Raw genomic sequence first — 22582 nt, forward strand, 5'->3', positions numbered from 1 at the left:
AGGTCACAGCCGGAGTCGCACCCCTCGTGAACGCGTGCACAAGCGGCGGGCCTACCATGGTGCGCGTGCCGAAAGTGACCCGCGACGACCTCGTCTCCGCTGCGCGCAACCCGCTCGCCTTCATCGCCGAACGCTGGACCCCGGACCCCAGAACGGTCCGGCGCGCGGCGCTCGCCGCCCTCGTCATGGCGGTGGTCATCGTGGTGACCGGCGGGGCCGTACGGCTCACCGGGTCGGGCCTTGGCTGCCCGACCTGGCCCAAGTGCACCGACGACTCGCTCACCGCCACCCGCGCGATGGGCGTGCACGGCTACATCGAGTTCGGCAACCGCCTGCTGACGTACGTGCTGTGCGCGGCGGTCGGCTGGGCGATCATCGCGGCGCGCTCCCAGAAGCCGTACCGGCGCGGCCTCACCAGGCTGGGCTGGGCGCAGTTCTGGGTCGTCATGAGCAACGCGGTGCTCGGCGGCATCGTCGTGCTGGTCGGCCTCAACCCGTACACGGTGGCCGCGCACTTCATGCTCTCCACGCTGCTCATCGCCGTCGCCGCCGTGATGTGGCACCGCACCGGTGAAAGCGACTCCGCCCCGCGTCCGCTGGTCGGCCAGGCGGTGCGGCAGCTGGTGTGGGTCCTGGTGGGTGTCACGCTGCTGCTGATCGCGGTGGGCACGGTCGTCACCGGCGCCGGCCCGCACGCCGGTGACTCCAGCAAGGTTTATCGCATCCCGCTGAACTGGGAGAACGTCACCAAGCTGCACGCCGTGCTGGCCTGGATCGTGGTGACGCTGGCCTTCGCCCTGTGGTTCGTCCTCAAGGCCGTCGCCGCTCCACGCGGGACGCTGGACCGCACCCGCGACCTGTTCCTGATCCTCCTCGCGCAGGGTGCCGTCGGCTACGTCCAGTACTTCACCGACCTCCCCGAGATCCTGGTCGGCGCCCACATGTTCGGCTCCTGCCTGGTGTGGATCGCCACCCTCCGGGTCCTGCTGTCCCTGCGGGAGCGGCCGGCGGACGAGGTGGACGTGCCCGCTCCGGCGGCGGAGACACCGGTCGCGGCACACGGCTGAGTCAGCCGCACGCCGCCACGAGGCCGTCGATCGCCGGGCCGAGGTACGCCCTGGTCAGCTCGCCTCTGCGGGGCACCTTCCCCGTCGGTTTTCCGTACCGGCGCCCCCTGATGTCCTCGACCACCTCGGCGGGCGCCCCCAGCGCGGGCAGCAGGTCCAGGGCCTCGCGCTTGGTGATCAGACGGCCCTCGCGCAGGGTGGCGGTGGCCCGGGCGAAGGTGAGCAGGCCGAGGCTGACCCAGACGTCCTGCTCCCAGAGGTGTGCCTTGTCGACCGCCGGGCGCCAGAACTCCTGCTGATCGCGGACGACGAAGGCGTCCAGTTCGATGTCCGACACCGGCGGGAGCAGCGCCTCGGGCGGTTCGCCGTGCAGGACGACGCCGAAGGTGTGCAGTTCGCGCCGGGTGACGGGGGTGACCGTACGGCGGAACAGGTGCGCGTGTGCCCAGGTGAGGTGCTTGCGGTCGGCGTCGTCCGCCGTGCCGGGGGTGAGATAGGTGCAGTGCAGCAGGGGCGCCAGCGGCTCGTGGCGCAGACGGGCGTGGAGCCGTGCCACCCGCCAGGCCGTCCGGGCCGTGACCGGACCGTCCAGGACCGCGATCAGGTCCAGGTCGCTGCGGCCTTCCTGGTAGTCGCCCCCGCCCAGGGAGCCGTGGGCCCAGACGGCGAGCGGGGCGAGTTCCCCGAGTCCGTCCAGGAAGCGTTCGACCAGGGCCTCGGTGTCGGTGTCCGGGCCGAGTAAGCCGACGGTCGCGTTGCCAGGTGTCATGCGCTCAGTCTCCACAGCTCACTCCAGCCCGTACACCCGCCGCGCGTTCCCCGCCGCGATCAGTCCGGCCACGCGCTGCGCGTCCGCCGGTGACCAGGCGCCCTCCGCCACCCAGGTCCCCAGCACCCGTGCCAGCGCCTCCTGGAAGAGCCGGGCCCCGACCACATGCAGCTCGGGCAGGCCGTGGGCGCCGCTGGAGAAGAGGAGCTTGCCGAAGGGGGCGAGTTCCAGGACCTCGGCGAGTACGGCGGTGGCCCCGGCGCCGGTGCGGACGAGTTCTGCGCCCAGGTCGGCGTAGACGTGCGGGAAGACGCCCGCGAGGTGGGCCGCGTGCCGGTGGTACGGGTAGCCGTGCAGCAGGACCAGGTCGGTGCCGAGGCCGGCCGTGGCGCGGGCGAAGTCGGTGAGCAGGACGGGGTCGGTGCGGTCGATCCGCAGGCCCGGTTCGCCGAGGCCGGCGTGGAGCTGGAGGGGACGGCCCGAGGCGACGGCGATCCACAGCAGATGGCGCAGCAGGACCGGGTCGGTGAGCGTCCCGCCGACCGGCCGGTGCGCGAGCCAGCGGCCGACGGCGCCTCGCACCTCTCCCGGGCCGGGTGGTTCGGGCGCGAGCGCCAGACCGTGCCGTACGCCCGCGACCGAGGCGAAGGCGACGGCGTTGGCGGCCGCCGCGTGCACCGACTCGGCGAGGTTGGCCAGGAAGGACTCGACCGTGCCGGAGGTGTCGGCGACCTGTTCGGCGAGGAGTTCCAGGCGGACGATCTCGTGGGCGTCCGCGTCCCCCGTGGAGGCCATCTCGCCCGGGCCGGTGAGGTCGCCGGGCAGTCCGGTGTCGACGAGGTAGGTGGTGATGCCGCTGCCCCGCAGGAGTCTGCGACCCGCCTCCAGTACGCCCAGTTCGCGGCGCCGGGCGAGATAGCGGGCGGGCGGGCAGTGCGGTTCCAGGCCCAGCAGGGGCGGGCACCAGCGGCGTACGGCGAAGCCCGTCTGGGTGTCGAAGAAGGTGGTGCCGGGCGCCGGTGGGCCCTCGCTCCGGGCGAGGTGGGCCTCGAAGGTGCCGAGGCCCAGTTCCGTTCTCAGTACGCCGTGGCAGTACTGGTCCACGAGGGACGGCGTTTCGATCATCCGGCACTCCCGCGACTGGACCTGTGTGCTCCCACAGGCCTAACGGGTGAGCCGGGCTCAGGTGTTGCTGTTGCTGGGGCCGCCGACCTGGATTCCGGCCATCCGTGTCCACTCGTACGGGCCGGTCCTCACCTTGGCGGCGAACTCCCCGTCGAAGTCCTCGTGGACGGTGACGCCGGCCTTCTTCACGGCCTCCTCGGCGATGGCGTAGGTGGGGGCCACGAGGTCGCCCCAGCCGCCGTCCCCGCCCACGAGCACGATCCGTGCTCCGAGCTGGCCGATGTAGGCGACCTGGGCCTCGGCACCGCGGTGTGCCTTCGCGAAAGCGCCGATCTGCTTCGCCAGCTTGGCCGCCCTGCGGTCGGCCTTCGCGGCGGCCTTGGCCTCGTCTACCTGCTTGGTGTCTGCCATGGGCAGGATGCTACCGAGGGGTAGGGCCGCGCGGGGGTGGTGGGGTCAGTGGGCTTGGCCACTCGCCGTTGCCGGTTGCGGCGAGTGGGTGCCTTCAGGGGCGTCGTGGTTGCTCGCGCCCACGCGGCGGAGCCGCAAGTCAGACACAGCCCCGCGCCCCTTACGGGCGCGGCCTCAGCGCAGGAACGGGTCCACCGCCACCGCCACGAACAGCAGGGAGACGTAGGTGATCGACCAGTGGAAGAGGCGCATTTCCTTCAGCTTGCCGCCGGTCGCGCCGTTCTTCGCCCGGGTCTGGAGGGCGTGGGCCTCCCAGAGCCACCAGCCGCCGGTCACCAGGGCGACCGTCGTGTAGAACCAGCCCGTGTAGCCGAGCGGGGTCAGCATCAGGGAGACCGCGACCATCACCCAGCTGTAGAGGACGATCTGGCGGGCCACGACCTTGTTGGAGGCGATGACCGGGAGCATGGGGACGCCCACGCGGGCGTAGTCGTCCTTCACCTTCATGGACAGGGGCCAGTAGTGCGGCGGGGTCCAGAAGAAGATGACGAGGAAGAGGACGACGGCCGCCCACGACATCGAGTTCGTGACGGCGGACCAGCCGATCAGGACCGGCATGCAGCCGGCGATGCCGCCCCAGACGATGTTCTGGGAGGTACGTCGTTTGAGGATCATCGTGTAGACGACGACGTAGAAGAGGAGCGCCCCGAGCGACAGCCAGGCCGACAGCCAGTTGACGAGGACGCCGAACCAGAGCGTGGCGATGACCGCGAGGGTGATGCCGAAGACCAGGCCCTCACGCGGGGTGACCATGCCGGTGACCAGAGGGCGCTGGGAGGTGCGCTCCATGAGCGCGTCGATGTCGCGGTCGATGTACATGTTGAGCGCGTTGGCGCCGCCCGCGGAGAGGTACCCGCCGACGCAGGTGGCGAGCACCAGCCAGAGGTCCGGGACGCCCTGCTCCGCGAGGAACATCACCGGGACCGTGGTGATCAGCAGCAGTTCGATGATCCGCGGCTTCGTGAGCGCCACGAACGCCTTGACTCGGGCCCCGATCGGCCGCTGACCCCGGCTGCTGCTCGTGCTGCTCGCGCCAAGCACTCCCGGTGGACGGGATTCGACGGCCGTCACGCACACCCCTGACAGAGACTCCCAGCAAGCCTCCGGTTGGGAACTCCCCGTGACGGCTCGCGCGTACCACGCCACTGTAGACGTTGCCCAGAGCCAGCCTTTCAAGGGGGTCGGGTCGTGTTGGCAGGGCCCCCGCGCCGAGCCGAACACACTTCGGTTGAGCAGTCGGATGAGCGGCTCCGTATTCAGATGTCGAACAGCGGAACCCCCAGGTCTCACCATGCGGAATGGCCGGTCGGGAGGCGGCCCGGACACAGTCCCGGCAGTCTGGAATGACTCGAAAAAACGCGCGTTCCTACGGGGGTAGGCTCGACAACGGCCGGTGCCGTGAAGAACACCGGCACGAGACATGTGGAGAGGAGCCCTGACCCAGGGTGAGCACCAAGCCGACCACTACAGACCTCGCGTGGACCGAATTGGACCAGCGGGCCGTCGACACCGCCCGAGTCCTGGCCGCCGACGCCGTACAGAAGGTTGGCAACGGCCATCCGGGTACGGCGATGAGCCTCGCGCCCGCCGCGTACACCCTCTTCCAGAAGGTGATGCGCCACGACCCCGCCGACCCCGACTGGGTGGGCCGTGACCGGTTCGTCCTGTCCGCGGGCCACTCCTCCTTGACCCTCTACATCCAGCTGTACCTGGGCGGCTTCGGCCTGGAGCTGGAGGACCTGAAGGCCTTCCGCACCTGGGGTTCGAAGACCCCGGGCCACCCCGAGTACGGGCACACCAAGGGCGTCGAGACGACGACCGGGCCGCTGGGCCAGGGTGTCGCCAACGCCGTGGGCATGGCGATGGCCGCCCGTTACGAGCGCGGTCTGTTCGACCCGGAGACCCCGCAGGGCGAGTCGCCGTTCGACCACCATGTCTTCGCGATCGCCGGTGACGGCTGCCTCCAGGAGGGCATCTCCGCCGAGGCGTCCTCGCTGGCCGGTCACCAGAAGCTCGGCAACCTCGTGCTGCTGTGGGACGACAACCACATCTCCATCGAGGGTGACACCGAGACGGCCGTCTCCGAGGACGTGTGCAAGCGGTACGAGGCGTACGGCTGGCATGTGCAGCGCGTCGAGCCGAAGGAGAACGGCGACCTCGACCCGGCCGCGCTGTTCGAGGCGATCGAGGCCGCGAAGGCCGTCACGGACAAGCCGTCGTTCATCGCGATGCGCTCGATCATCGCCTGGCCCGCCCCGAACGCGCAGAACACCGAGGCCGCGCACGGCTCGGCGCTCGGCGCGGACGAGGTCGCCGCCACCAAGCGGGTCCTCGGCTTCGACCCGGAGAAGGACTTCGAGGTCGCCGACGAGGTCATCGAGCACACGCGTGCCCTCGGCGAGCGTGGCCGTGAGGCGCGGGCCGCCTGGGACAAGCAGCTCCAGGAGTGGCGCGACGGCAACGCCGAGCGCGCCGCCGAGTTCGACCGGATCAGCGCGGGCGAGCTGCCCGAGGGCTGGGAGTCGCACCTGCCGGAGTTCGAGACGGGCAAGGGTGTCGCCACCCGTGCCGCGTCCGGCAAGGTACTGCAGGCGCTCGGCGCGGTCATTCCCGAGCTGTGGGGCGGCTCCGCCGACCTCGCCGGCTCCAACAACACCACCATCGACAAGACGAGTTCGTTCCTGCCGGCGGACAACCCGCTGCCGGAGGCGGACCCGTACGGCCGCACGATCCACTTCGGTATCCGTGAGCACGCCATGGCCGCGGAGATGAACGGCATCGCGCTGCACGGCAACACCCGTATCTACGGCGGCACGTTCCTGGTGTTCTCCGACTACATGCGCAACGCCGTGCGTCTGTCGGCCCTGATGCACCTGCCGGTGACGTACGTGTGGACGCACGACTCCATCGGTCTCGGCGAGGACGGCCCGACCCACCAGCCGGTGGAGCACCTGGCCTCCCTGCGGGCCATCCCGGGTCTGAACGTGGTCCGTCCGGCCGACGCCAACGAGACCGCCATCGCCTGGCGCGAGATCCTCAAGCGCTGGACCAAGGAGTTCGGCAAGGGCGCCCCGCACGGTCTGGCGCTGACGCGTCAGGGTGTGCCGACGTACGAGGCCAACGAGGATGCCGCCAAGGGTGGTTACGTCCTGTTCGACGCCGACGGCGGCGACGCTCAGGTCATTCTCATCGCCACCGGTTCCGAGGTGCACGTGGCCGTCGAGGCCCGCGAGCGGCTTCAGGCGCAGGGCGTGCCCACCCGGGTGGTGTCCATGCCGTCCGTGGAGTGGTTCGAGGAGCAGGACCAGGGGTACCGGGACAGCGTTCTTCCGCCGTCCGTCAAGGCGCGTGTCGCGGTCGAGGCCGGTATCGGTCTGACGTGGCACCGGTACGTGGGTGACGCCGGTCGCATCGTTTCGCTGGAGCACTTCGGCGCTTCGGCCGACGGCAAGGTCCTTTTCCGCGAGTTCGGCTTCACTGCCGAGAACGTGGCCGCGGTCGCGCAGGAATCTCTCGCGGCTGCCCAGCGCTGACGCTTACAAACGACACGTAGGAGATGTAATTCCATGACAGACGCACTCAAGCGCCTCTCCGAGGAGGGCGTCGCGATCTGGCTGGACGACCTGTCGCGCAAGCGCATCACGTCCGGCAACCTCGCCGAGCTGATCGACCAGCAGCACGTCGTGGGCGTCACCACCAACCCGTCGATCTTCCAGAAGGCCATCAGCAGCGGTGACGGCTACGAGCAGCAGGTCTCCGACCTCGCCGCCCGCAAGGTCACCGTCGAAGAGGCCATCCGCATGATCACGACGGCGGACGTCCGTGACGCTGCCGACATCCTGCGCCCGGTGTTCGACGCGACCGGCGGCCAGGACGGCCGGGTCTCCATCGAGGTCGACCCGCGCCTGGCGCACAACACCAAGGCGACGGTCGCCGAGGCCAAGCAGCTGGCCTGGCTGGTGGACCGGCCCAACACGCTGATCAAGATCCCGGCGACGATGGGCGGCCTGCCGGCCATCACCGAGGTCATCGGCCTCGGTATCAGCGTCAACGTCACGCTGATCTTCTCGCTGGAGCGCTACCGCCAGGTCATGGACGCCTACCTGGCCGGTCTGGAGAAGGCCAAGGAGCGCGGCCTGGACCTGTCGAAGATCCACTCGGTGGCGTCCTTCTTCGTGTCCCGCGTGGACACCGAGATCGACAAGCGTCTCGACGCGCTCGGCACCGACGAGGCCAAGGCCGCCCGCGGCAAGGCCGGTGTCGCCAACGCCCGTCTCGCCTACCAGGCGTACGAGGAGGTCTTCGCGAGCGACCGCTGGAGCGCCCTGGAGAGCGCGGGCGCCAACAAGCAGCGTCCGCTGTGGGCCTCGACCGGTGTGAAGGACCCGGCGTACAAGAGCACGCTGTACGTCGACGAGCTGGTGGCGCCGAACACGGTGAACACCATGCCGGAGGCCACGCTGGAGGCCACCGCCGAGAGCGGTGAGATCCGCGGCAACGCGGTCGCCGGGACGTACGAGCAGGCGCGCGCCGAGCTGGACGCGGTCGAGAAGCTCGGGATCTCGTACGACGAGGTCGTCCAGCTGCTGGAGGACGAGGGCGTCGAGAAGTTCGAGGCGTCCTGGAACGACCTGCTCAAGTCGACCGAGGCGGAGCTTCAGCGCCTCGCACCCTCGGAGGGCTGAACACCTTGTCGAGCAGCAATCCGCTGCGTGACGCCGCGGACCGACGGCTCCCGCGTATCGCGGGGCCGTCGGGCCTGGTCATCTTCGGTGTCACAGGCGATCTGTCACGCAAAAAGCTGATGCCTGCCGTGTACGACCTCGCCAACCGCGGACTGCTGCCGCCGGGCTTCTCGCTCGTCGGCTTCGCCCGCCGTGAGTGGGCGAACGAGGACTTCGCGCAGGAGGTGCACGACGCGGTCAAGGAGCACGCCCGGACGCCCTTCCGCGAGGAGGTCTGGCAACAGCTCATCCAGGGCATGCGGTTCGTCCAGGGCACGTTCGACGACGACGAGTCGTTCGAGCGGCTGCGCGACACCATCGAGGAGCTGGACAAGGCGCAGGGCACCGGCGGCAACTTCGCCTTCTACCTCTCCGTGCCGCCGTCCGCCTTCCCGGTCGTCATCCAACAGCTGAAGAAGCACGGTCTGGCGGACCAGTCGAGCGGTTCCTGGCGGCGCGCGGTCATCGAGAAGCCCTTCGGCCACAATCTGGAGTCGGCCGAGGAGCTCAACGCGACCGTGGAGGAGGTCTTCGCCCCGGACCAGGTCTTCCGCATCGACCACTACCTGGGCAAGGAGACCGTCCAGAACATCCTGGCGCTCCGCTTCGCCAACACGATGTTCGAGCCGATCTGGAACCGGTCCTTCGTCGACCACGTGCAGATCACGATGGCCGAGGACATCGGCATCGGCGGCCGGGCGGGCTACTACGACGGTATCGGCGCCGCCCGTGACGTCATCCAGAACCACCTGCTGCAGCTGATGGCGCTGACCGCGATGGAGGAGCCCGCCTCCTTCGACGCGGACGCGCTCGCCGCCGAGAAGACGAAGGTGCTCGGCGCGGTGAAGCTGCCGAAGGACCTGGGCCGGGACACCGTGTTCGCGCAGTACGCGGCCGGCTGGCAGGGCGGCGAGAAGGTCATCGGCTACCTCGAAGAGGACGGCATCGACCGCAAGTCGAAGACCGACACGTACGCGGCGATCAAGGTCGAGGTCGACAACCGCCGCTGGGCGGGCGTCCCCTTCTATCTGCGGACGGGCAAGCGCCTCGGCCGCCGGGTCACCGAGATCGCGGTCGTCTTCCAGCGCGCCCCGCACTCCCCCTTCGACTCCACCGCCACCGAGGAGCTGGGCCAGAACGCGATCGTCATCCGCGTCCAGCCGGACGAGGGCGTGACGGTCCGCTTCGGTTCGAAGGTGCCGGGCACCTCGATGGAGATCCGGGACGTGTCGATGGACTTCGCCTACGGCGAGTCCTTCACCGAGTCCTCGCCCGAGGCGTACGAACGTCTCATCCTGGACGTCCTCCTCGGCGACTCGAACCTCTTCCCGCGCACCGAGGAGGTCGAGCTGTCCTGGAAGATCCTCGACCCGATCGAGGAGTACTGGGACAAGCACGGCAGGCCCGCGCAGTACCAGGCGGGCACCTGGGGCCCCGTCGAGGCGGACCAGATGCTCGAACGAGACGGACGGAGCTGGCGCCGGCCATGAAGACAGACCTCACGGACACCACGGCCAGCAAGATCAACAAGGCGCTGGTGAAGGCCCGCCGGGCGATAGGCACCCCGGCCGTCGGCATGGTGCTCACGCTGGTCATCGTGACGGACGAGGAGAACGCGTACGACGCGCTCAAGTCCGCCAACGACGCCTCCCGAGAGCACCCCTCGCGCACGATCGTGGTGATCAAGCGCGTCTCCCGCTCACCGCGCGACCGTACGAAGTCCCGCCTCGACGCCGAGGTACGGGTGGGCGCGGACGCCGGCACCGGCGAGACGGTGGTGCTGCGGCTGTACGGGGAGGTCGCGGACCACGCCCAGTCGGTCGTGCTTCCGCTGCTGCTGCCGGACGCGCCCGTCGTGGTGTGGTGGCCGGTCAACGCGCCGCTCGACCCGGCCCGCGATCCGCTGGGCGCGCTCGCCCAGCGCCGGGTCACCGACAGCTACGCCGCCGAGAAGCCCATCGAGGAGCTGCGCACCCGCGCCGACAACTACGAGCCGGGCGACACGGATCTGGCGTGGACCCGCATCACGCCCTGGCGTTCGATGCTGGCCGCCGCGCTGGACCAGGTGGAGTGCGAGGTCATCTCCGCCGAGGTGCACGGCGAGCAGCACAATCCGAGCGTGGAGCTGCTGGCGATGTGGCTGGCGGACCGGCTCCATGTGCATGTACGGCGTGGGGTGTCGTCCGGGCCCGGCCTCAACGAGGTGCGGATGCTGACGAGCACCGGTCCCATCCGGCTGTACCGGCCCAACGGCGGCCTCGCCCTTCTCACGCTGGAGGACCAGCCGGACCGGGCAGTGGCGTTGAAGCGCCGCGAGACGTCCGAGCTGCTGGCGGAGGAGCTGCGGCGGCTCGACCCGGACGACACGTATGCGTCGGCGCTGCGGTTCGGGGTGGATCGGTTGGGGGGTGCGTTGGGGAGTGCGCCGGGGAGCGTGTCAGGTAGTACGTCGGGGAGTGCGCTGACGGCGGCGACGGCGACGGCGACGGCCGGCGGGGCCGATGCGCCGGGGGTCGCTTCGGGTTCGGCGTCCGCCTCGGGGGCTTCCTCGGCTTCGGCGTCCGCTTCGGGGGCTTCCTCGGCTTCGGCGTCCGCTTCTGGTTCGGCATCGGCTTCCCGCTTCGAGCCCGGTTCGGCCGTCGCTCCGGCGCGGACGGCCGCGCCGGCGTTGCCGCCCGCGGCTCCGTCGGGGTCGGCCGGTTCCGGCAGTTCCGCCGGTTCCGCCGGTGACGGTGACGGTGACGCCGAGCGGCCCACTCCTGCGCAGATGCCGCCCGCGAAGAAGGCGACCACGCCATGAGTACGCCGCAGTTGGTCGTGCACCACGACAAGGAGCTGATGGCCCAGGCCGCGGCGGCTCGGCTGATCACCAAGGTCGTGGACGCGCAGGCCTCACGGGGCCACGCCTCGATCGTCCTCACGGGGGGTCGCAACGGCAACGGTCTGCTCGCCGCGCTGGCGGCGGCGCCCGCCCGGGACGCGATCGACTGGGGCCGGCTGGATCTGTGGTGGGGCGACGAGCGGTTCCTGCCCGAGGGCGACCCGGAGCGCAATGTCACCCAGGCCCGGGAGGCCTTGCTGGACTCGGTGCCGGTGGATCCGAAGCGGGTGCACGCCATGCCCGCGTCGGACGGGCCGTGGGGTACCGATGTCGACGCGGCGGCCGCGGCGTACGCGGAGGAGCTGGCGCGGGCGGCGGTGCCCGAGAACCACGGCTCGGTGCCGACGTTCGACGTGCTGATGCTCGGGGTGGGACCGGACACCCATGTGGCGTCGCTCTTCCCCGAGTTGCCGGCCGTGCGGGAGACCGAGCGGACGGTGGTGGGGGTGCATGGCGCGCCGAAGCCGCCGCCGACGCGGGTCACGCTGACGCTGCCGGCGATCCGGGCGGCGCGGGAGGTGTGGCTGCTCGCGGCCGGTGAGGACAAGGCACGGGCCGCGGCCATCGCGCTGTCCGGGGCCGGTGAGATCCAGGCCCCGGCGGCGGGGGCGCAGGGCAGGTCCCGGACGTTGTGGCTGCTGGACGCGGCAGCGGCGTCGCAGTTGCCGCGCTCGCTGTATCCGCCGGCTTCGCCCTGAGGGATTGATTTCGGGTGCGGGTGGGTGGGGGCTGGTCGCGCAGTTCCCCGCGCCCCTGCACGGCCCTGCGGGCCGCTGAAAGGCGGGGGCGCAGCCCCCTGCCTTTCAGGGGCGCGGGGAACTGCGCGAGCAACCACATCCCACCCGCACCCGCCAACCAACGGGTATCCCCGAGCCTTTAGGCGTCGAAGTCGTCCTCACGGGTCTCCGGCAGCGCCAACAGACACAGCAGACTGACCAGGCACAACCCACCCGTGTAGAAGCCGAGCACCAGCGGCGACGACCACTGGCTGTTCAGCCACGTCGCGACCAGCGGAGCGAAGCCCCCGCCCAGGGTGTTGGCGAGGATGAACGCCGCCGACGCGCCGGTGTAGCGCAGCCTCGCGGGGAACAGCTCCGCGAGGAACGCCGCCACCGGGGAGAACATCAGGGCGAGCAGCATGAGGCCGATGGTGTACGCGCCGGTGATGACGAGGGCATTGCCCGTGCTGAGGGACGCGTACATGGGGACGGCCCAGACGACGCAGCCAGCCGCGCCCGCCAGCATCAGAGGACGGCGTCCGACCCGGTCGGCGAGCCTGGCGACGGGCAGCGTGATGGCGATTCCTGCCGCCGCCCCGACGCTCGCGGCGGTGAGCATCGTGTTCTGCGGGATGCCGAGTTCCTTCGGCCCGTAGGACAGGCTGTAGACGATCGTCAGGTAGTAGACGGCCGAGCCACCGATCGCCGCCCCGGTGCCGAGCAGCAGCCGGCCGGGGTGCCGCGCGATGAGCGTGCCGAGCGGGAAGCGCGACACCGGGGACGCCGGGTACGCCCGGGACGCCGTCGCCGAGCCCGTCGTCGTACGGCGGACCTCCGCGTCGAACACCGGCGATTCCGACACCGTCGTACGCACCCACAGCCCGACCACCACGAGCACCGTGCTCAGCAGGAACGGCACGCGCCAGGCCCAGTCGGTGAAGCCGTCGCGGCCCACGATGTTGAGGGTGGGCAGGATGACGGCGCTGGAGAGCAGGAAGCCGAGCGAGGGGCCCACGTTCGGGACGGCCGCGTACAGCGCGCGGCGCCCGGGTGGGGCGTGCTCGGCGGCCAGGAGCACCGCGCCACCCCACTCGCCGCCCATGCTGACGCCTTGCAGCAGACGGAGGGTCACCAGGAGCACGGGGGCGAGGAGTCCGGCGGTCTCGTAGGTCGGCAGCAGGCCGACGCCGACCGTTGCGACGCCCATCAGCAGCAGGGACGCGACCAGGGCGTTCCGGCGGCCCAGCCGGTCGCCGATCGTGCCGAAGAGCACCACGCCGAGGGGGCGGGAGAGGAAGGCTGCGGCGAAGGTGAGGAACGCGGCGAGGGAGGAGACCGTCGCGTTGCCCGAGGGGAAGAAGGCCGGCCCCAGGACGAGCGCGGAGGCCGTGCCGTACACGGCGAAGTCGTAGTACTCGATCGTGGTGCCGATGAGGCTGGCGGCGGCGACCTTGGGCGCCTTTCCGGGCTCGGCCGGTGACGAGGGTAAGGCGACCGGTCTGGCGCCCACGGCCTCGGTGACGGTCTTGGACGGGGATTCGGGCATGGGGGGGGCTCACTTCCGGTACGCCCGGACACGAATGGTCCGGGCCCAGAGGGGGACGGCCACGCATGAAACACGAACCGGAGTGCCGCTGTCACCCTAGGCCGGGAAATTCGATTCCCACAAGGAAGCCCCGGAAAGAATGCCCCGACGACTTCACCGAATGCTTTCGACGGAAGAAAAGCGCCCGCTTTACCCACACAACGGCACTAAAGCGTGCGATCACGCTATGCGTGGGGACAGGTCGGCAAAATACGGCACGAACACCATCCCTCCACGGCGTCAACCCGGTGGTTCCTGTCAAACCGCTGTCAATATTCATACCTTTGTCCGCATAAAAATTTGCTGACGGTCACGGCTTGCCAACACCCGATCACCCACGGAAGGCTGACCTCCGGCAGAACTTGAAAGTTTTACGACCATCGTTTTTCGGACATGGAGACCGCAGCCGGGTTGCCGCGGTTCGATTTTCTGAAATGCGGCCTCAGAGCCGGGGAGGCGCTTTGCCCATGCTGAAAACTGGCAAGCCATTACGTTGGAGAAGACTTTCGCTGGCCGGTGACGACCGGCACTTGCTCATTCCGCTCGACCACAGCGTCTCGGACGGCCCGGTCGCCCCTCCGGGACAGTGGGAAGATTTGCTGAGGGCACTGGTGGCCGGTGGGGCCGACGGGATCATCGTCCACAAAGGGCGGGCCCGCACTCTCGACCCGGACGTCCTCAAGGGCTGCGCGCTGGTGGTGCATCTCAGCGCCAGTACGGCCTGTTCCGCCGATGTGGACGCGAAGGTGCTGGTCGGCGATGTCGAGGAGGCCGTGGCGCTCGGCGCGGACGCGGTCAGCGTCCATGTGAACATCGGCTCGGACACCGAGGGCCGGCAGCTCGCCGACCTGGGAGCGGTGGCCCGTTCCTGCGACACCTGGGGCATGCCGCTGATCGCGATGGTCTACCCGCGCGGCCCCCGGATCGAGAACCCGCACGATCCCGCGCTCCTCGCGCACATCGTGAACGTCGCCGCCGACCTCGGCGCCGACATGGTGAAGACCTCCGTCGCCCTGCCGCTCGACCGGATGGCCGAGGTGGTGGCCCACAGCCCCATCCCCGTCCTCGCGGCCGGCGGCCCACCGGACGGCTCCGACCTCATCGAGTACGGCAAGGCCGTGATGGCCGCGGGCTGCCAAGGTCTGGCCGTCGGCCGCCGGATCTTCTCCTCGCCCTCCCCCGCCTCCCTGGTCTCCCGGCTCGCCGCGGTGGTGCACGGCGGCGGCGACGGAATCACCGATGACATGAGCATGGCTACCCCTACCCCCCATACCCACTACTCGACGATCGTGGCAGGTGTCGCATGAGGTTCGCGTGGATCGATCTCCGTGAAGTCCCCCGTCCGCAACTCCAGGCGGTGGTGGACGCGGCCGTCCACGCCCGGATGGCCGGGGTGGTTTCCGCCGACGCCGAGTTGCTGGGGACGCTCCCTCCGACCGTGACCCGGGTGCTGGCCGGCGGAGCCCCGGCCGCCACGCCCGCGAAGAAGTCCGCCGACAAGGAGGCCAAGGAAGTCAGGGAGGTCAAGGCCTCGGCCGACGCCAAACCCGAGGGCAAGGCCCTGGCCGGCGCCGGAATCGACCTCCTGCTGCGGAAGTTCACCACCCAGGAGGAGCTGGACGCCCTCGCCGCGGAGAACCGGGCCGCCGGCGGTGCGCCGGTCGCGGCTGCGCCCGTCACCGGCTTCGTCGACGTACGGGACGACCGCACCCTTCAGCTCTCGTGCGCGGGCGCGATGGCACTGCCGTACACGGTGATCCACTTCGCCGACCCGACGAAGATCCCGCTGGAGATCGTGCTCGCGGCGGCCGAGTCGGCCGAGGGCAAGCTGGTGACCGTCGTCGGGGACCTGGAGGAGGCGGCCATCGTCTTCGACGTCCTCGAACGCGGCTCGGACGGCATCCTGTACGCGCCGCGCAGCGCCGACGAGGTGTTCGCGCTGGCCCGGCTGCTGGAGGCGACGACCCCGCAGCTGGAACTGTCCACCCTGACCGTCGAGAGCATCCGGCACGTCGGGCTGGGTGACCGGGTCTGTGTGGACACCTGCTCGCACTTCGAGGAGGACGAGGGCATCCTGGTCGGCTCGTACTCCTCCGGTTTCGTGCTCTGCTGCAGTGAGACCCACCCGCTGCCGTACATGCCGACCCGGCCGTTCCGGGTCAACGCCGGTGCCCTGCACTCGTACACGCTGGGCCCCGACAACCGCACCAACTACCTCAGCGAGGTCGGTTCCGGCAGCGCGCTGCTCGCGGTCGGCGCCGACGGGCGCACCCGGCGCGTGGTGGTCGGACGGGCCAAGCTGGAGTCACGGCCGCTGCTGGAGATCCGGACGCACGCGGAGGACGGGCGGCTGGTCAGCCTGACCGTGCAGGACGACTGGCACGTACGGGTGCTCGGGCCGGGCGGCAAGGTCCTCAACGTCACCGAGTTGCAGACCGGCGACGAGCTGCTCGGTTATCTGGCCCAGGACAAGCGCCATGTGGGCCTGCCCATCGGCGAGTTCTGCAAGGAGGTCTGAGACCTCATGGGCGAACTCGTGGCGGCCTCGGCCGGCGAGGACGGGATGGGTGTCCTGGTCCAGCGGCTGTTCGACGCGCGGGACGACGGCCTGCCCTATCTGACGCACCAGCAGGAGACCGTCACGCGCGGTGAGTTGCGGGAGCGGGTGGCCAAGCAGGCCGCCGTGTTCGCCGGTTACGACATCGGTCCCGGCAGCACGGTGGGACTGCGGACTCCGCCCAGTTTCACCCAGGTCGAGGTGCTGCTCGCGCTGTGGCGGCTGGGCGCGCAGGTGATGCTCTTCGACTTCCGGCTGAAGCCCGCCGAGGTGGACGCCCTCTGTGCCACCTGCCGGCCGCAGTTCATGGTCCGGGCCGGCTCCAACGTCCGGGCGGCGTTCGGCTTCCGGCCCGAGTACGAGGTCGCCACCGAGTGCCGCAGGGCCGGGCGGCCGGCCACGGGCGGACACCGGCTGGTCCAGTTCAGCTCGGGATCCACCGGGCGGCCGAAGGTGATCGGCAGGACCGCCGGGTCGATCGCCGCCGAGGTCGAGGCGTTCGGCGCGGTCCCCGGTATGCCGGGCGAGGGCGACCGGCTGCTGCTGCTCAGCTCCACGGCTCACAGCTTCGGACTCCTCGGTGGGCTGCTGCACTCGCTCGCGGCCGGTGTCTCCGTCGTCTTCGCGCCCCGGGTCACGGCCCGCGACATCCTGCGGACCTCTGCCGACCACCGGATCACCACGCTGTTCGGGGTACCGATGCACTACGAACTGCTCGCCGCCGCCATCGATCCCCCCGCCCTGCCCGACCTGCGGACCGCCGTCTCCGGCGGCGAACTGATGCCCCCGGAGGTCGCCGCGCGGTTCGCCGAACGGTACGGCGTCGGGGTCGGCGAGGCCTACGGCACCACCGAGACCGGCATCGTCGCCATCGACGTCGGCGGCACACTCCGTCCCTCGGTCGGCCGGCCCGCGCCGGGTGTCGTGGTCCGGGAGCACAAGGGCGAACTGGACGTCGCGCTCGCCGAGTCGCCGTACCTCTTCGACTCGGGCGGCACCCAGTACACGGACGGCTGGCTGCACACCCGCGACCGGGCCTCCGTGGACGCCGACGGAACGGTCACCGTGCGCGGCCGCGCCGACTCCCTCGTCGTCATCGGCGGCCTCAAGGTCGACCTCACCGAGGTCGAGCACGTACTCCGCGCGCACCCGGCCGTCGAACAGGCCGTCCTGGTCCACGAGGACCTGACCGAGGCGTACGTGGCTGTCGCCGCCGGGGCCGAGCGCCCGTCGGCGGAGGAGCTGCTGCGCTGGTGCCGGGAGCGGCTGGCCGACTACAAGCTGCCCCGCGTGGTCCGGGTGCTGGAGTCCCTGCCCCGCACCTCGAACGGGAAGCTGGTCCGCCAGGCGACCACCTTGCGTGAGCGTGCGGCCGGCTGAACGCGCGGTTCCCCGCGCTCCTCGGGGCGCGGACACCTTTGCACTGAATCTTTCACGGGAGCCCTGAGAATCATGAGCACGTCAGTACTGGAAGACGAGATCCGTGAGTTCGTCCTGACCACGGTCATCGACGAGATGAACATCCTGCTGAGCCGCGACGGCATCACGGACGAGAGTCCGGTGACCGTCGGCGGGCTGGAGCTGGACTCCCTGAGCCTGATCGAGCTGACGCTGCGGCTGGAGTCGCGGTTCGGCGTGGAGATCCCGGACACCGACATCGAGCCCCTGGCCTCCCTGACCCTCGGCGGCCTCGTCGCCGAGGTCGTCGGGCGCGGGGCGAAGGCATGAGCGCGGAAGCCTCCGCGCCGTCGGTCGGGGAAGCCACCGCGTCATCCGTCACGGAAGCCTCCGCGCCGTCCGTCATCACCGTCGACACCGTCCGAGAACTGCTTTCCGACCGCAAGATCTTCCCCGGGATCCCCGACGACCTCGGTGAGGACGCCGAACTGGTCCTGGACTCCCTCGGGCTGGTGTGGCTGCTGCATGTGGTGGAGGAGCGGTACGGCCTGGTCGTGGAGCCCGGCGACGAGGACATCGCACGGCTGACCTCGCTCCGGCGGCTCACCGAGTTCCTGAGCGGGGCCGGGGCCGCCGCGGTGGAGGGGGGTGACCGCGTTGACCGGTGAGGTGACGGTGACCGGGTTCGGGGTGCGCACCGCCTTCGGCACGGGCGCGGACGCCCTCCGGCGCGGTGTCTTCGCGGGCGTCCCCTCCTTCGCCCCCACGACCCGCTTCGACACCGGCCCGTACCGCACGCCCATGGCCGGCGCCGAACCCGACGGCCCCGACGCGATCGAGGACTGGGCCCTGCGCCACGCCCTGGCCCGGTGCGGCACAGAGGCCCTCGACATGGCGGGACTGCCGCCGGGCACCGAGGCGGCGGTACTGCTGGGCATCGCGGGCGACTGCACGAGCATCACGCGGTACTGGCGGGACGCGACGGCACGGCCGGAGGCCTCCGGGAGCGGTGGCGCCGTCGCGTCCCAGGACGGGGCGGCCGCGCAGCGCGCGGTGGCTGACGTACGGCGGAAGCCGTTGCCGTCGGCGCCGCCGGCACCGTTCGCTTCCGGCGACGGGTCGCACAAGGTACAGGTCAGGCGGCTCGGCGAGGCCGGAGGGCTCGCGGAGGCCGGAGGGCTCGCGGAGGCCGGAGGGCTCGCGGGCGCCGGTCCGGGGCACGCGCTCCGCACCGGCTCGGCCCTCGTGGCAGCGGCCCGGCTCGCCGATGCCGTGCCCGCGTACCTCGCCGAGACGCTGGCCGGAGGCCTGGGGCTGACCGGGCCCCGGCTGACCTTCACCAACGCGTGTGTCGCCTCCGCCGCCGCGATCATCCACGCGTGTCGGCTGATCTCCTCCGGGCGGATCGACGTGGCGGTGTGCGCGGGCGGCTATCTGGTGGAGGAGGAGACGTTCGGGAAGTTCGACTCGGGGCGGGCGCTGTCCCGTGACGGGATGGTGCGGCCGTTCAGCGCCGACCGCAGCGGACTGCTGCTCGGCGACGGCGTCGCGGCCGTCGTACTGGAGTCCGCCGAGCACGCGCGGCGGCGCGGGGCCCGGCCGCTGGCGAACGTGATCGGCTGGGGCGCGGCCACCGACGCCCACCACATCGCCCAGCCGCACCCGGAGGGCGTCGGCCTGGCCCGCGCGGCCCGGCAGGCGCTGCGGCTGGCCGGGGACCCGGCCGGGTCGAGCCTCGGCTATGTCAACGCCCATGGCACCGGCACCAAGTACAACGACGGTGCCGAGACCCGAGGGCTGCGCGCCGCCTTCCCCGAGCGGGCCGGGTCGATACCGGTCAGCTCCACCAAGAGCACCACCGGCCATCTTCTGGAGGCGGCCGGTGTCGTGGAGTTCGTGATCACCATGCTGGCCCTCATGGACGGGGTACTGCCGCCCACCGCCGGCTACACCCGGGCGGACCCGGAGTGCGACCTGGACTACGTACCGAACCAGCCTCGCGAGGCCGACCTCCACCGGGCCCTGACCATCAACGCCGCCTTCGGGGGCGCCAACACCGCACTCGTCCTGGAGCGGCCGTGACGACGACGGACAACAAGTCGGGGAACACGACGGGAAACAAGTCGGGGAACACGACGGAGAACACGCTGAAGGCCGCGACGGAGAACACGCCGAAGGCCGCGGTGGAGAACACGCCCAAGGCCGCGGTGGAGGCGAAGGAGAAGGCCCCCCTCCGTTCTCCCCTCGGCGTCCTCGCCACCGCCACCGCCACCCACGGGACCGGGCGGGAGGGCGACATCCCGCTGCCGCGGCTGCCCGGGTTCGTGGAGTCGGCGTTCAGTCCGCTGGCGTACGAGGTGGCCGCGCGGTGTCTGACCGAGCGGCCTGGGGACGGCTCCCGTACGGCCGTCGCGCTGGCGAGTCTGATGGGGGACACCACCACGGCCGATCTGGCGAGCCGGCGGGTGGTCTCCGGGCGGGTCCACAACCCGTTGCTCTTCATGCAGGCCACCGCCAACTCCGTGCTGGGGCACATCAGCCGGGAGTTCGGGATCACCGGGCAGATGTTCAGTCTCTCCACCCTCGACGACCCGGTGACCGAGCTGCTGGCCATGGCGGATCTGCTCCTGGAGGACCCGGAGCTGGACCAGGTCCTGGTGGCCGGCGTGGAGCTGGGCGGCGGCGAACGGCTGGCCGCCGTCCACCGGGAACTCTCCGCCGACGGCGCCCTCCCGGTCCCGGACCTCCCCGAGTCCGCCGCCCTGGCGGTGGCGGTCCTGCTCGCCCGCCCCGATACCGGAGCCCCCGTCACCGTGCGGTGCGCGGAGGCCGACGGCGAAGCCGCACCCCGCGCCCCGCACCCCGGCAGCGTCCAGGGCCTGTTCGACCTGGCCGCCGCCCACCGGCGCCTGCTGCAGGACGGCGGCACCCACCTCCTGGTCACCGCACCGCGCACGACGGCCTTCCTCCTCGGTGCCGAACGGCTCCCGGAAAGAAACGAGACGGAGACCCATGCTCATCAGTAGGCAGGAGCGGGCGCGGATCTGCTCCGACACCGAACTCGGCGCCGGAAACATCCTGCGACGGCTGCGCGCGTACGAACGCCCGCTCGACGAGCCGGTGTTGCGGACCGACGGCACCTGGCGGGCACCGGACGGCAGCCGACCTAACGTACTGACGCTCGGGGAGCTGTACGAGGTGGTCGAGGCGTACGCGGGCTGGTACGCGGCCGGGGGCGTGCGCCCGCGCGACCCGGTGGCCATCCACTCCCACTCCGCGGCCGAGTTCGCGGTGAACTTCCTGGCGCTGACGTCGCTCGGCGCCATCCCGTCGTTCGTCAACGGCAATCTGGCGCCGGAGATCGCCCGGGAGTACATCCGCCGGCAGGGCGCGGTGGGCGCCTTTACGGACGCGGCGCACCACGAGGTGCTGACCGGGCACGACAGCGGACTCGGGCTCGGCTTCCGCGTGACCGCCGACGACATCCGGCCGCAGGACCGCGCGTCGCTTCCGCCGTCGTACCCGTACCGGCACGACCCGACCGACCCCGTGCTCATCTCCCACTCGTCCGGCACCACGGGGCTGCCCAAGGGTGTGCCGCACACGCACCGGACGCTGATGTACGCCCAACTGCACCGGCTGCGGTTCTCCACCGGCGCCGACATGGAGCGCACGCTGGTGGGCCTGCCGGGCGCCCACAACGCGATGGTGGCGACCCTGCTGTACTGCCTGCTGCTGCGCACCGACATCAAGCTGCTCTCCAGCCAGCGCGGCACGGATGTGCTGGACGCCGTCGAGGAGTTCCGGCCGACGACCGTGCTGGCGTTCGCCGGGACCTTCGGCGAGATGGCGGCGGAGGATCTGACGGCGCGTGACCTGTCCAGCGTGCAGGTGTGGTTCAACACCGGGGACGCGGCGCACGAGGCGCACATCCGGGCGCTCGTGCGGCACGGGAGCCGTCTTGAGATCCGGCGGGACCTCAGCCGCGTCCGGGTCGAGGGATCGGTCTTCGTGGACGGGCTCGGTTCGTCGGAGGCGGGCTACTCGGTCTTCCACAACCGGCACACCAAGGACACCTCGGCCTACTCCCGCTGCGTGGGCAAGCCGATCAGCTTCGCCGAGGCCGCGGTGCTGGCCGAGGACGGCACCCCGCTGCCGCCCGGGCAGATCGGCCGCCTGGGCCTCAAGTCGCCCACGCTGACGCCTGGTTACTGGAACGACTCGCTGACCTGGAACCGGATGCGGCTCGGCGGCTACTGGCTCACCGGTGACCTCGCCCACCAGGACGAGGACGGCAACTTCTACCACCTCGACCGGGCCCCGGACGCCATCCGCACCCCGGCCGGCATCGTCTTCAGCACCCGCACCGAGGAACTGCTCCTGGCGGAGCTGCCCGGACTGGCCGACTGCACGGTGGTCGGGGTCGCCCCCGAGGGCGTACGCGCGGACTGGGACGGCGACGGCGAGGCCGAGGCGTACGCGCTGCTCCAGCTCGCGGACGACAGCGGGGGCGAGGACAGCGATGAGTTCGGCGATGAGGGCGACGAGGAGTGGACCGAGCGGGTCAACGCCGTGCTGACGGCCGCCGGGTTCCCGCCGGTGACCCGCGCCCTGCGGATGAAGCCCGACGACGTGGCCAAGGGCGCCACCGGCAAGGTTCTGAAACGAGTGATGCGCGACCGGTTCGCCGCCGATACGGCCGACACGATCGCCGCCAAGGAGCAGCACGCATGAGCACGCACACCGACGCCGACGGCGTCAACCACCGCGCCCGGGCGAGTGAGGCGTACCGGCTGTGGTGGCAGCACGACGCCAACTGGTACCAGGGCGTGGCCGCGCGGTTCGGGCAGGAGGCCGCGAACGAGATCAACGCGGAGGCGATGCGGAAGGTCGCCCTGCACGTCGGACAGCGGGTCGCGCGGCTGTACGGCCCGCTCCCGGACACCGGCGACAGCCGCAAGGACCTGGAGGAACTGCGCCGCCGCTACGACGAGTGCGGCGACCGGATGTTCCCGCCGGAGCTGCGCAACGCCTCCACCGAGGTCGAGGACGACGATCTGATCGTCCTCACCCTGAGGCGGAACTTCGCGGTCACCATGGTCCGGATGGCGGGTTCGCTGGAGGACTACCGCTGCCCGTGCACCGGCATCCACGCCGGCTGGTCCGAGGGGCTCGGTGTGTCCCTGACCGAGAACCGGGCCGAGAGCTGTCTGCGCGACGGCGACAAGGCGTGCCGCCTGCTCATGCGGGTCGCCGCACCCGTCGCCGACGGTGCGGAGGGCTGAG

At 71.0% G+C, this 22582-nt stretch carries 20 protein-coding genes; 15 read left to right on the top strand and 5 right to left on the bottom strand.

Annotated features, from left to right (window positions below):
* The first annotated feature begins 56 nt into the window (after positions 1-56).
* The gene (locus tag ACWD26_RS06950; protein WP_451267016.1) at positions 57-1067 is read left to right on the top strand and encodes a COX15/CtaA family protein; all 1011 of its coding nucleotides are present in this window, start codon (positions 57-59) and stop codon (positions 1065-1067) included.
* A gap of 1 nt (position 1068) precedes the next feature.
* On the opposite strand, the gene ACWD26_RS06955 is transcribed toward ACWD26_RS06950, so the two are convergent.
* From ACWD26_RS06955 to ACWD26_RS06970, 4 genes are all read right to left on the bottom strand, one after another.
* Entirely contained in the window at positions 1069-1836 is a 768-nt protein-coding gene (locus tag ACWD26_RS06955; protein ID WP_451267018.1) for a nucleotidyltransferase, read from the bottom strand.
* An 18-nt stretch (positions 1837-1854) separates the two neighbouring features.
* Complete coding sequence (locus tag ACWD26_RS06960) at positions 1855-2961, bottom strand: amidohydrolase family protein (protein WP_451267020.1); 1107 nt, start codon at positions 2959-2961, stop codon at positions 1855-1857.
* A gap of 57 nt (positions 2962-3018) precedes the next feature.
* Positions 3019-3372: a hypothetical protein gene (locus tag ACWD26_RS06965; RefSeq protein WP_451267022.1), complete on the bottom strand. Its 354-nt coding sequence runs from the start codon at positions 3370-3372 to the stop codon at positions 3019-3021.
* Positions 3373-3546: 174 nt separating this feature from the next.
* Entirely contained in the window at positions 3547-4503 is a 957-nt protein-coding gene (locus tag ACWD26_RS06970) for a heme o synthase (RefSeq protein ID WP_451267024.1), read from the bottom strand.
* Positions 4504-4877: 374 nt separating this feature from the next.
* Between ACWD26_RS06970 and tkt the strand changes: the two genes are divergently transcribed.
* The 5 genes from tkt to pgl are packed head-to-tail and all read left to right on the top strand — an operon-like array spanning position 4878 to position 11735.
* Positions 4878-6965 carry a transketolase gene (tkt, locus tag ACWD26_RS06975; protein ID WP_451267026.1) on the top strand — a complete coding sequence of 696 codons (2088 nt, stop codon included), beginning with the start codon at positions 4878-4880 and terminating at the stop codon, positions 6963-6965.
* A 33-nt stretch (positions 6966-6998) separates the two neighbouring features.
* Positions 6999-8117, top strand: a complete 1119-nt coding sequence (gene tal, locus ACWD26_RS06980) for a transaldolase (RefSeq protein WP_451267028.1) — start codon at positions 6999-7001, stop codon at positions 8115-8117.
* A 5-nt stretch (positions 8118-8122) separates the two neighbouring features.
* Positions 8123-9646 (top strand): glucose-6-phosphate dehydrogenase, encoded by a 1524-nt coding sequence (gene zwf / locus ACWD26_RS06985; RefSeq protein WP_451267030.1) that lies wholly within the window; start codon positions 8123-8125, stop codon positions 9644-9646.
* Positions 9643-10956, top strand: coding sequence for a glucose-6-phosphate dehydrogenase assembly protein OpcA (gene opcA / locus ACWD26_RS06990; protein WP_451267032.1), 1314 nt, complete (start codon positions 9643-9645; stop codon positions 10954-10956). The genes zwf and opcA overlap by 4 nt, the downstream gene beginning before the upstream one ends.
* Entirely contained in the window at positions 10953-11735 is a 783-nt protein-coding gene (gene pgl, locus ACWD26_RS06995) for a 6-phosphogluconolactonase (RefSeq protein WP_451267034.1), read from the top strand. The genes opcA and pgl overlap by 4 nt, the downstream gene beginning before the upstream one ends.
* Positions 11736-11913: 178 nt before the next feature.
* Here pgl and ACWD26_RS07000 read toward each other — a convergent pair whose 3' ends face one another.
* Positions 11914-13302: an MFS transporter gene (locus ACWD26_RS07000; protein ID WP_451267036.1), complete on the bottom strand. Its 1389-nt coding sequence runs from the start codon at positions 13300-13302 to the stop codon at positions 11914-11916.
* Positions 13303-13808: 506 nt separating this feature from the next.
* On the opposite strand from ACWD26_RS07000, the gene ACWD26_RS07005 reads away from it, so the two are divergent.
* From ACWD26_RS07005 to ACWD26_RS07045, 9 genes are all read left to right on the top strand, one after another.
* Positions 13809-14648 carry a class I fructose-bisphosphate aldolase family protein gene (locus ACWD26_RS07005; RefSeq protein ID WP_451267038.1) on the top strand — a complete coding sequence of 280 codons (840 nt, stop codon included), beginning with the start codon at positions 13809-13811 and terminating at the stop codon, positions 14646-14648.
* The gene (locus ACWD26_RS07010) at positions 14645-15859 is read left to right on the top strand and encodes a 3-dehydroquinate synthase II family protein (RefSeq protein WP_451267040.1); all 1215 of its coding nucleotides are present in this window, start codon (positions 14645-14647) and stop codon (positions 15857-15859) included. The genes ACWD26_RS07005 and ACWD26_RS07010 overlap by 4 nt, the downstream gene beginning before the upstream one ends.
* 6 nt (positions 15860-15865) lie before the next feature.
* Positions 15866-17278 (top strand): class I adenylate-forming enzyme family protein, encoded by a 1413-nt coding sequence (locus ACWD26_RS07015; RefSeq protein WP_451267042.1) that lies wholly within the window; start codon positions 15866-15868, stop codon positions 17276-17278.
* A gap of 72 nt (positions 17279-17350) precedes the next feature.
* Complete coding sequence (locus ACWD26_RS07020; RefSeq protein WP_451267044.1) at positions 17351-17626, top strand: acyl carrier protein; 276 nt, start codon at positions 17351-17353, stop codon at positions 17624-17626.
* Positions 17623-17964, top strand: a complete 342-nt coding sequence (locus ACWD26_RS07025; protein ID WP_451267046.1) for an acyl carrier protein — start codon at positions 17623-17625, stop codon at positions 17962-17964. Before ACWD26_RS07020 ends, ACWD26_RS07025 begins: the two co-directional genes overlap by 4 nt.
* On the top strand, positions 17954-19378 hold the full coding sequence (locus ACWD26_RS07030; protein WP_451267409.1) for a beta-ketoacyl-[acyl-carrier-protein] synthase family protein: 1425 nt from the start codon (positions 17954-17956) through the stop codon (positions 19376-19378). The genes ACWD26_RS07025 and ACWD26_RS07030 overlap by 11 nt, the downstream gene beginning before the upstream one ends.
* A complete protein-coding gene (locus ACWD26_RS07035) occupies positions 19375-20322 on the top strand; it encodes a hypothetical protein (protein WP_451267048.1) in 948 nt (315 codons plus the stop codon). The genes ACWD26_RS07030 and ACWD26_RS07035 overlap by 4 nt, the downstream gene beginning before the upstream one ends.
* Positions 20309-22030 (top strand): class I adenylate-forming enzyme family protein, encoded by a 1722-nt coding sequence (locus ACWD26_RS07040; protein WP_451267050.1) that lies wholly within the window; start codon positions 20309-20311, stop codon positions 22028-22030. The genes ACWD26_RS07035 and ACWD26_RS07040 overlap by 14 nt, the downstream gene beginning before the upstream one ends.
* On the top strand, positions 22027-22581 hold the full coding sequence (locus ACWD26_RS07045; RefSeq protein WP_451267052.1) for a hypothetical protein: 555 nt from the start codon (positions 22027-22029) through the stop codon (positions 22579-22581). The genes ACWD26_RS07040 and ACWD26_RS07045 overlap by 4 nt, the downstream gene beginning before the upstream one ends.
* Position 22582: the final 1 nt, after the last annotated feature.

It is taken from the genome of Streptomyces sp. NPDC002787 (assembly GCF_053592095.1).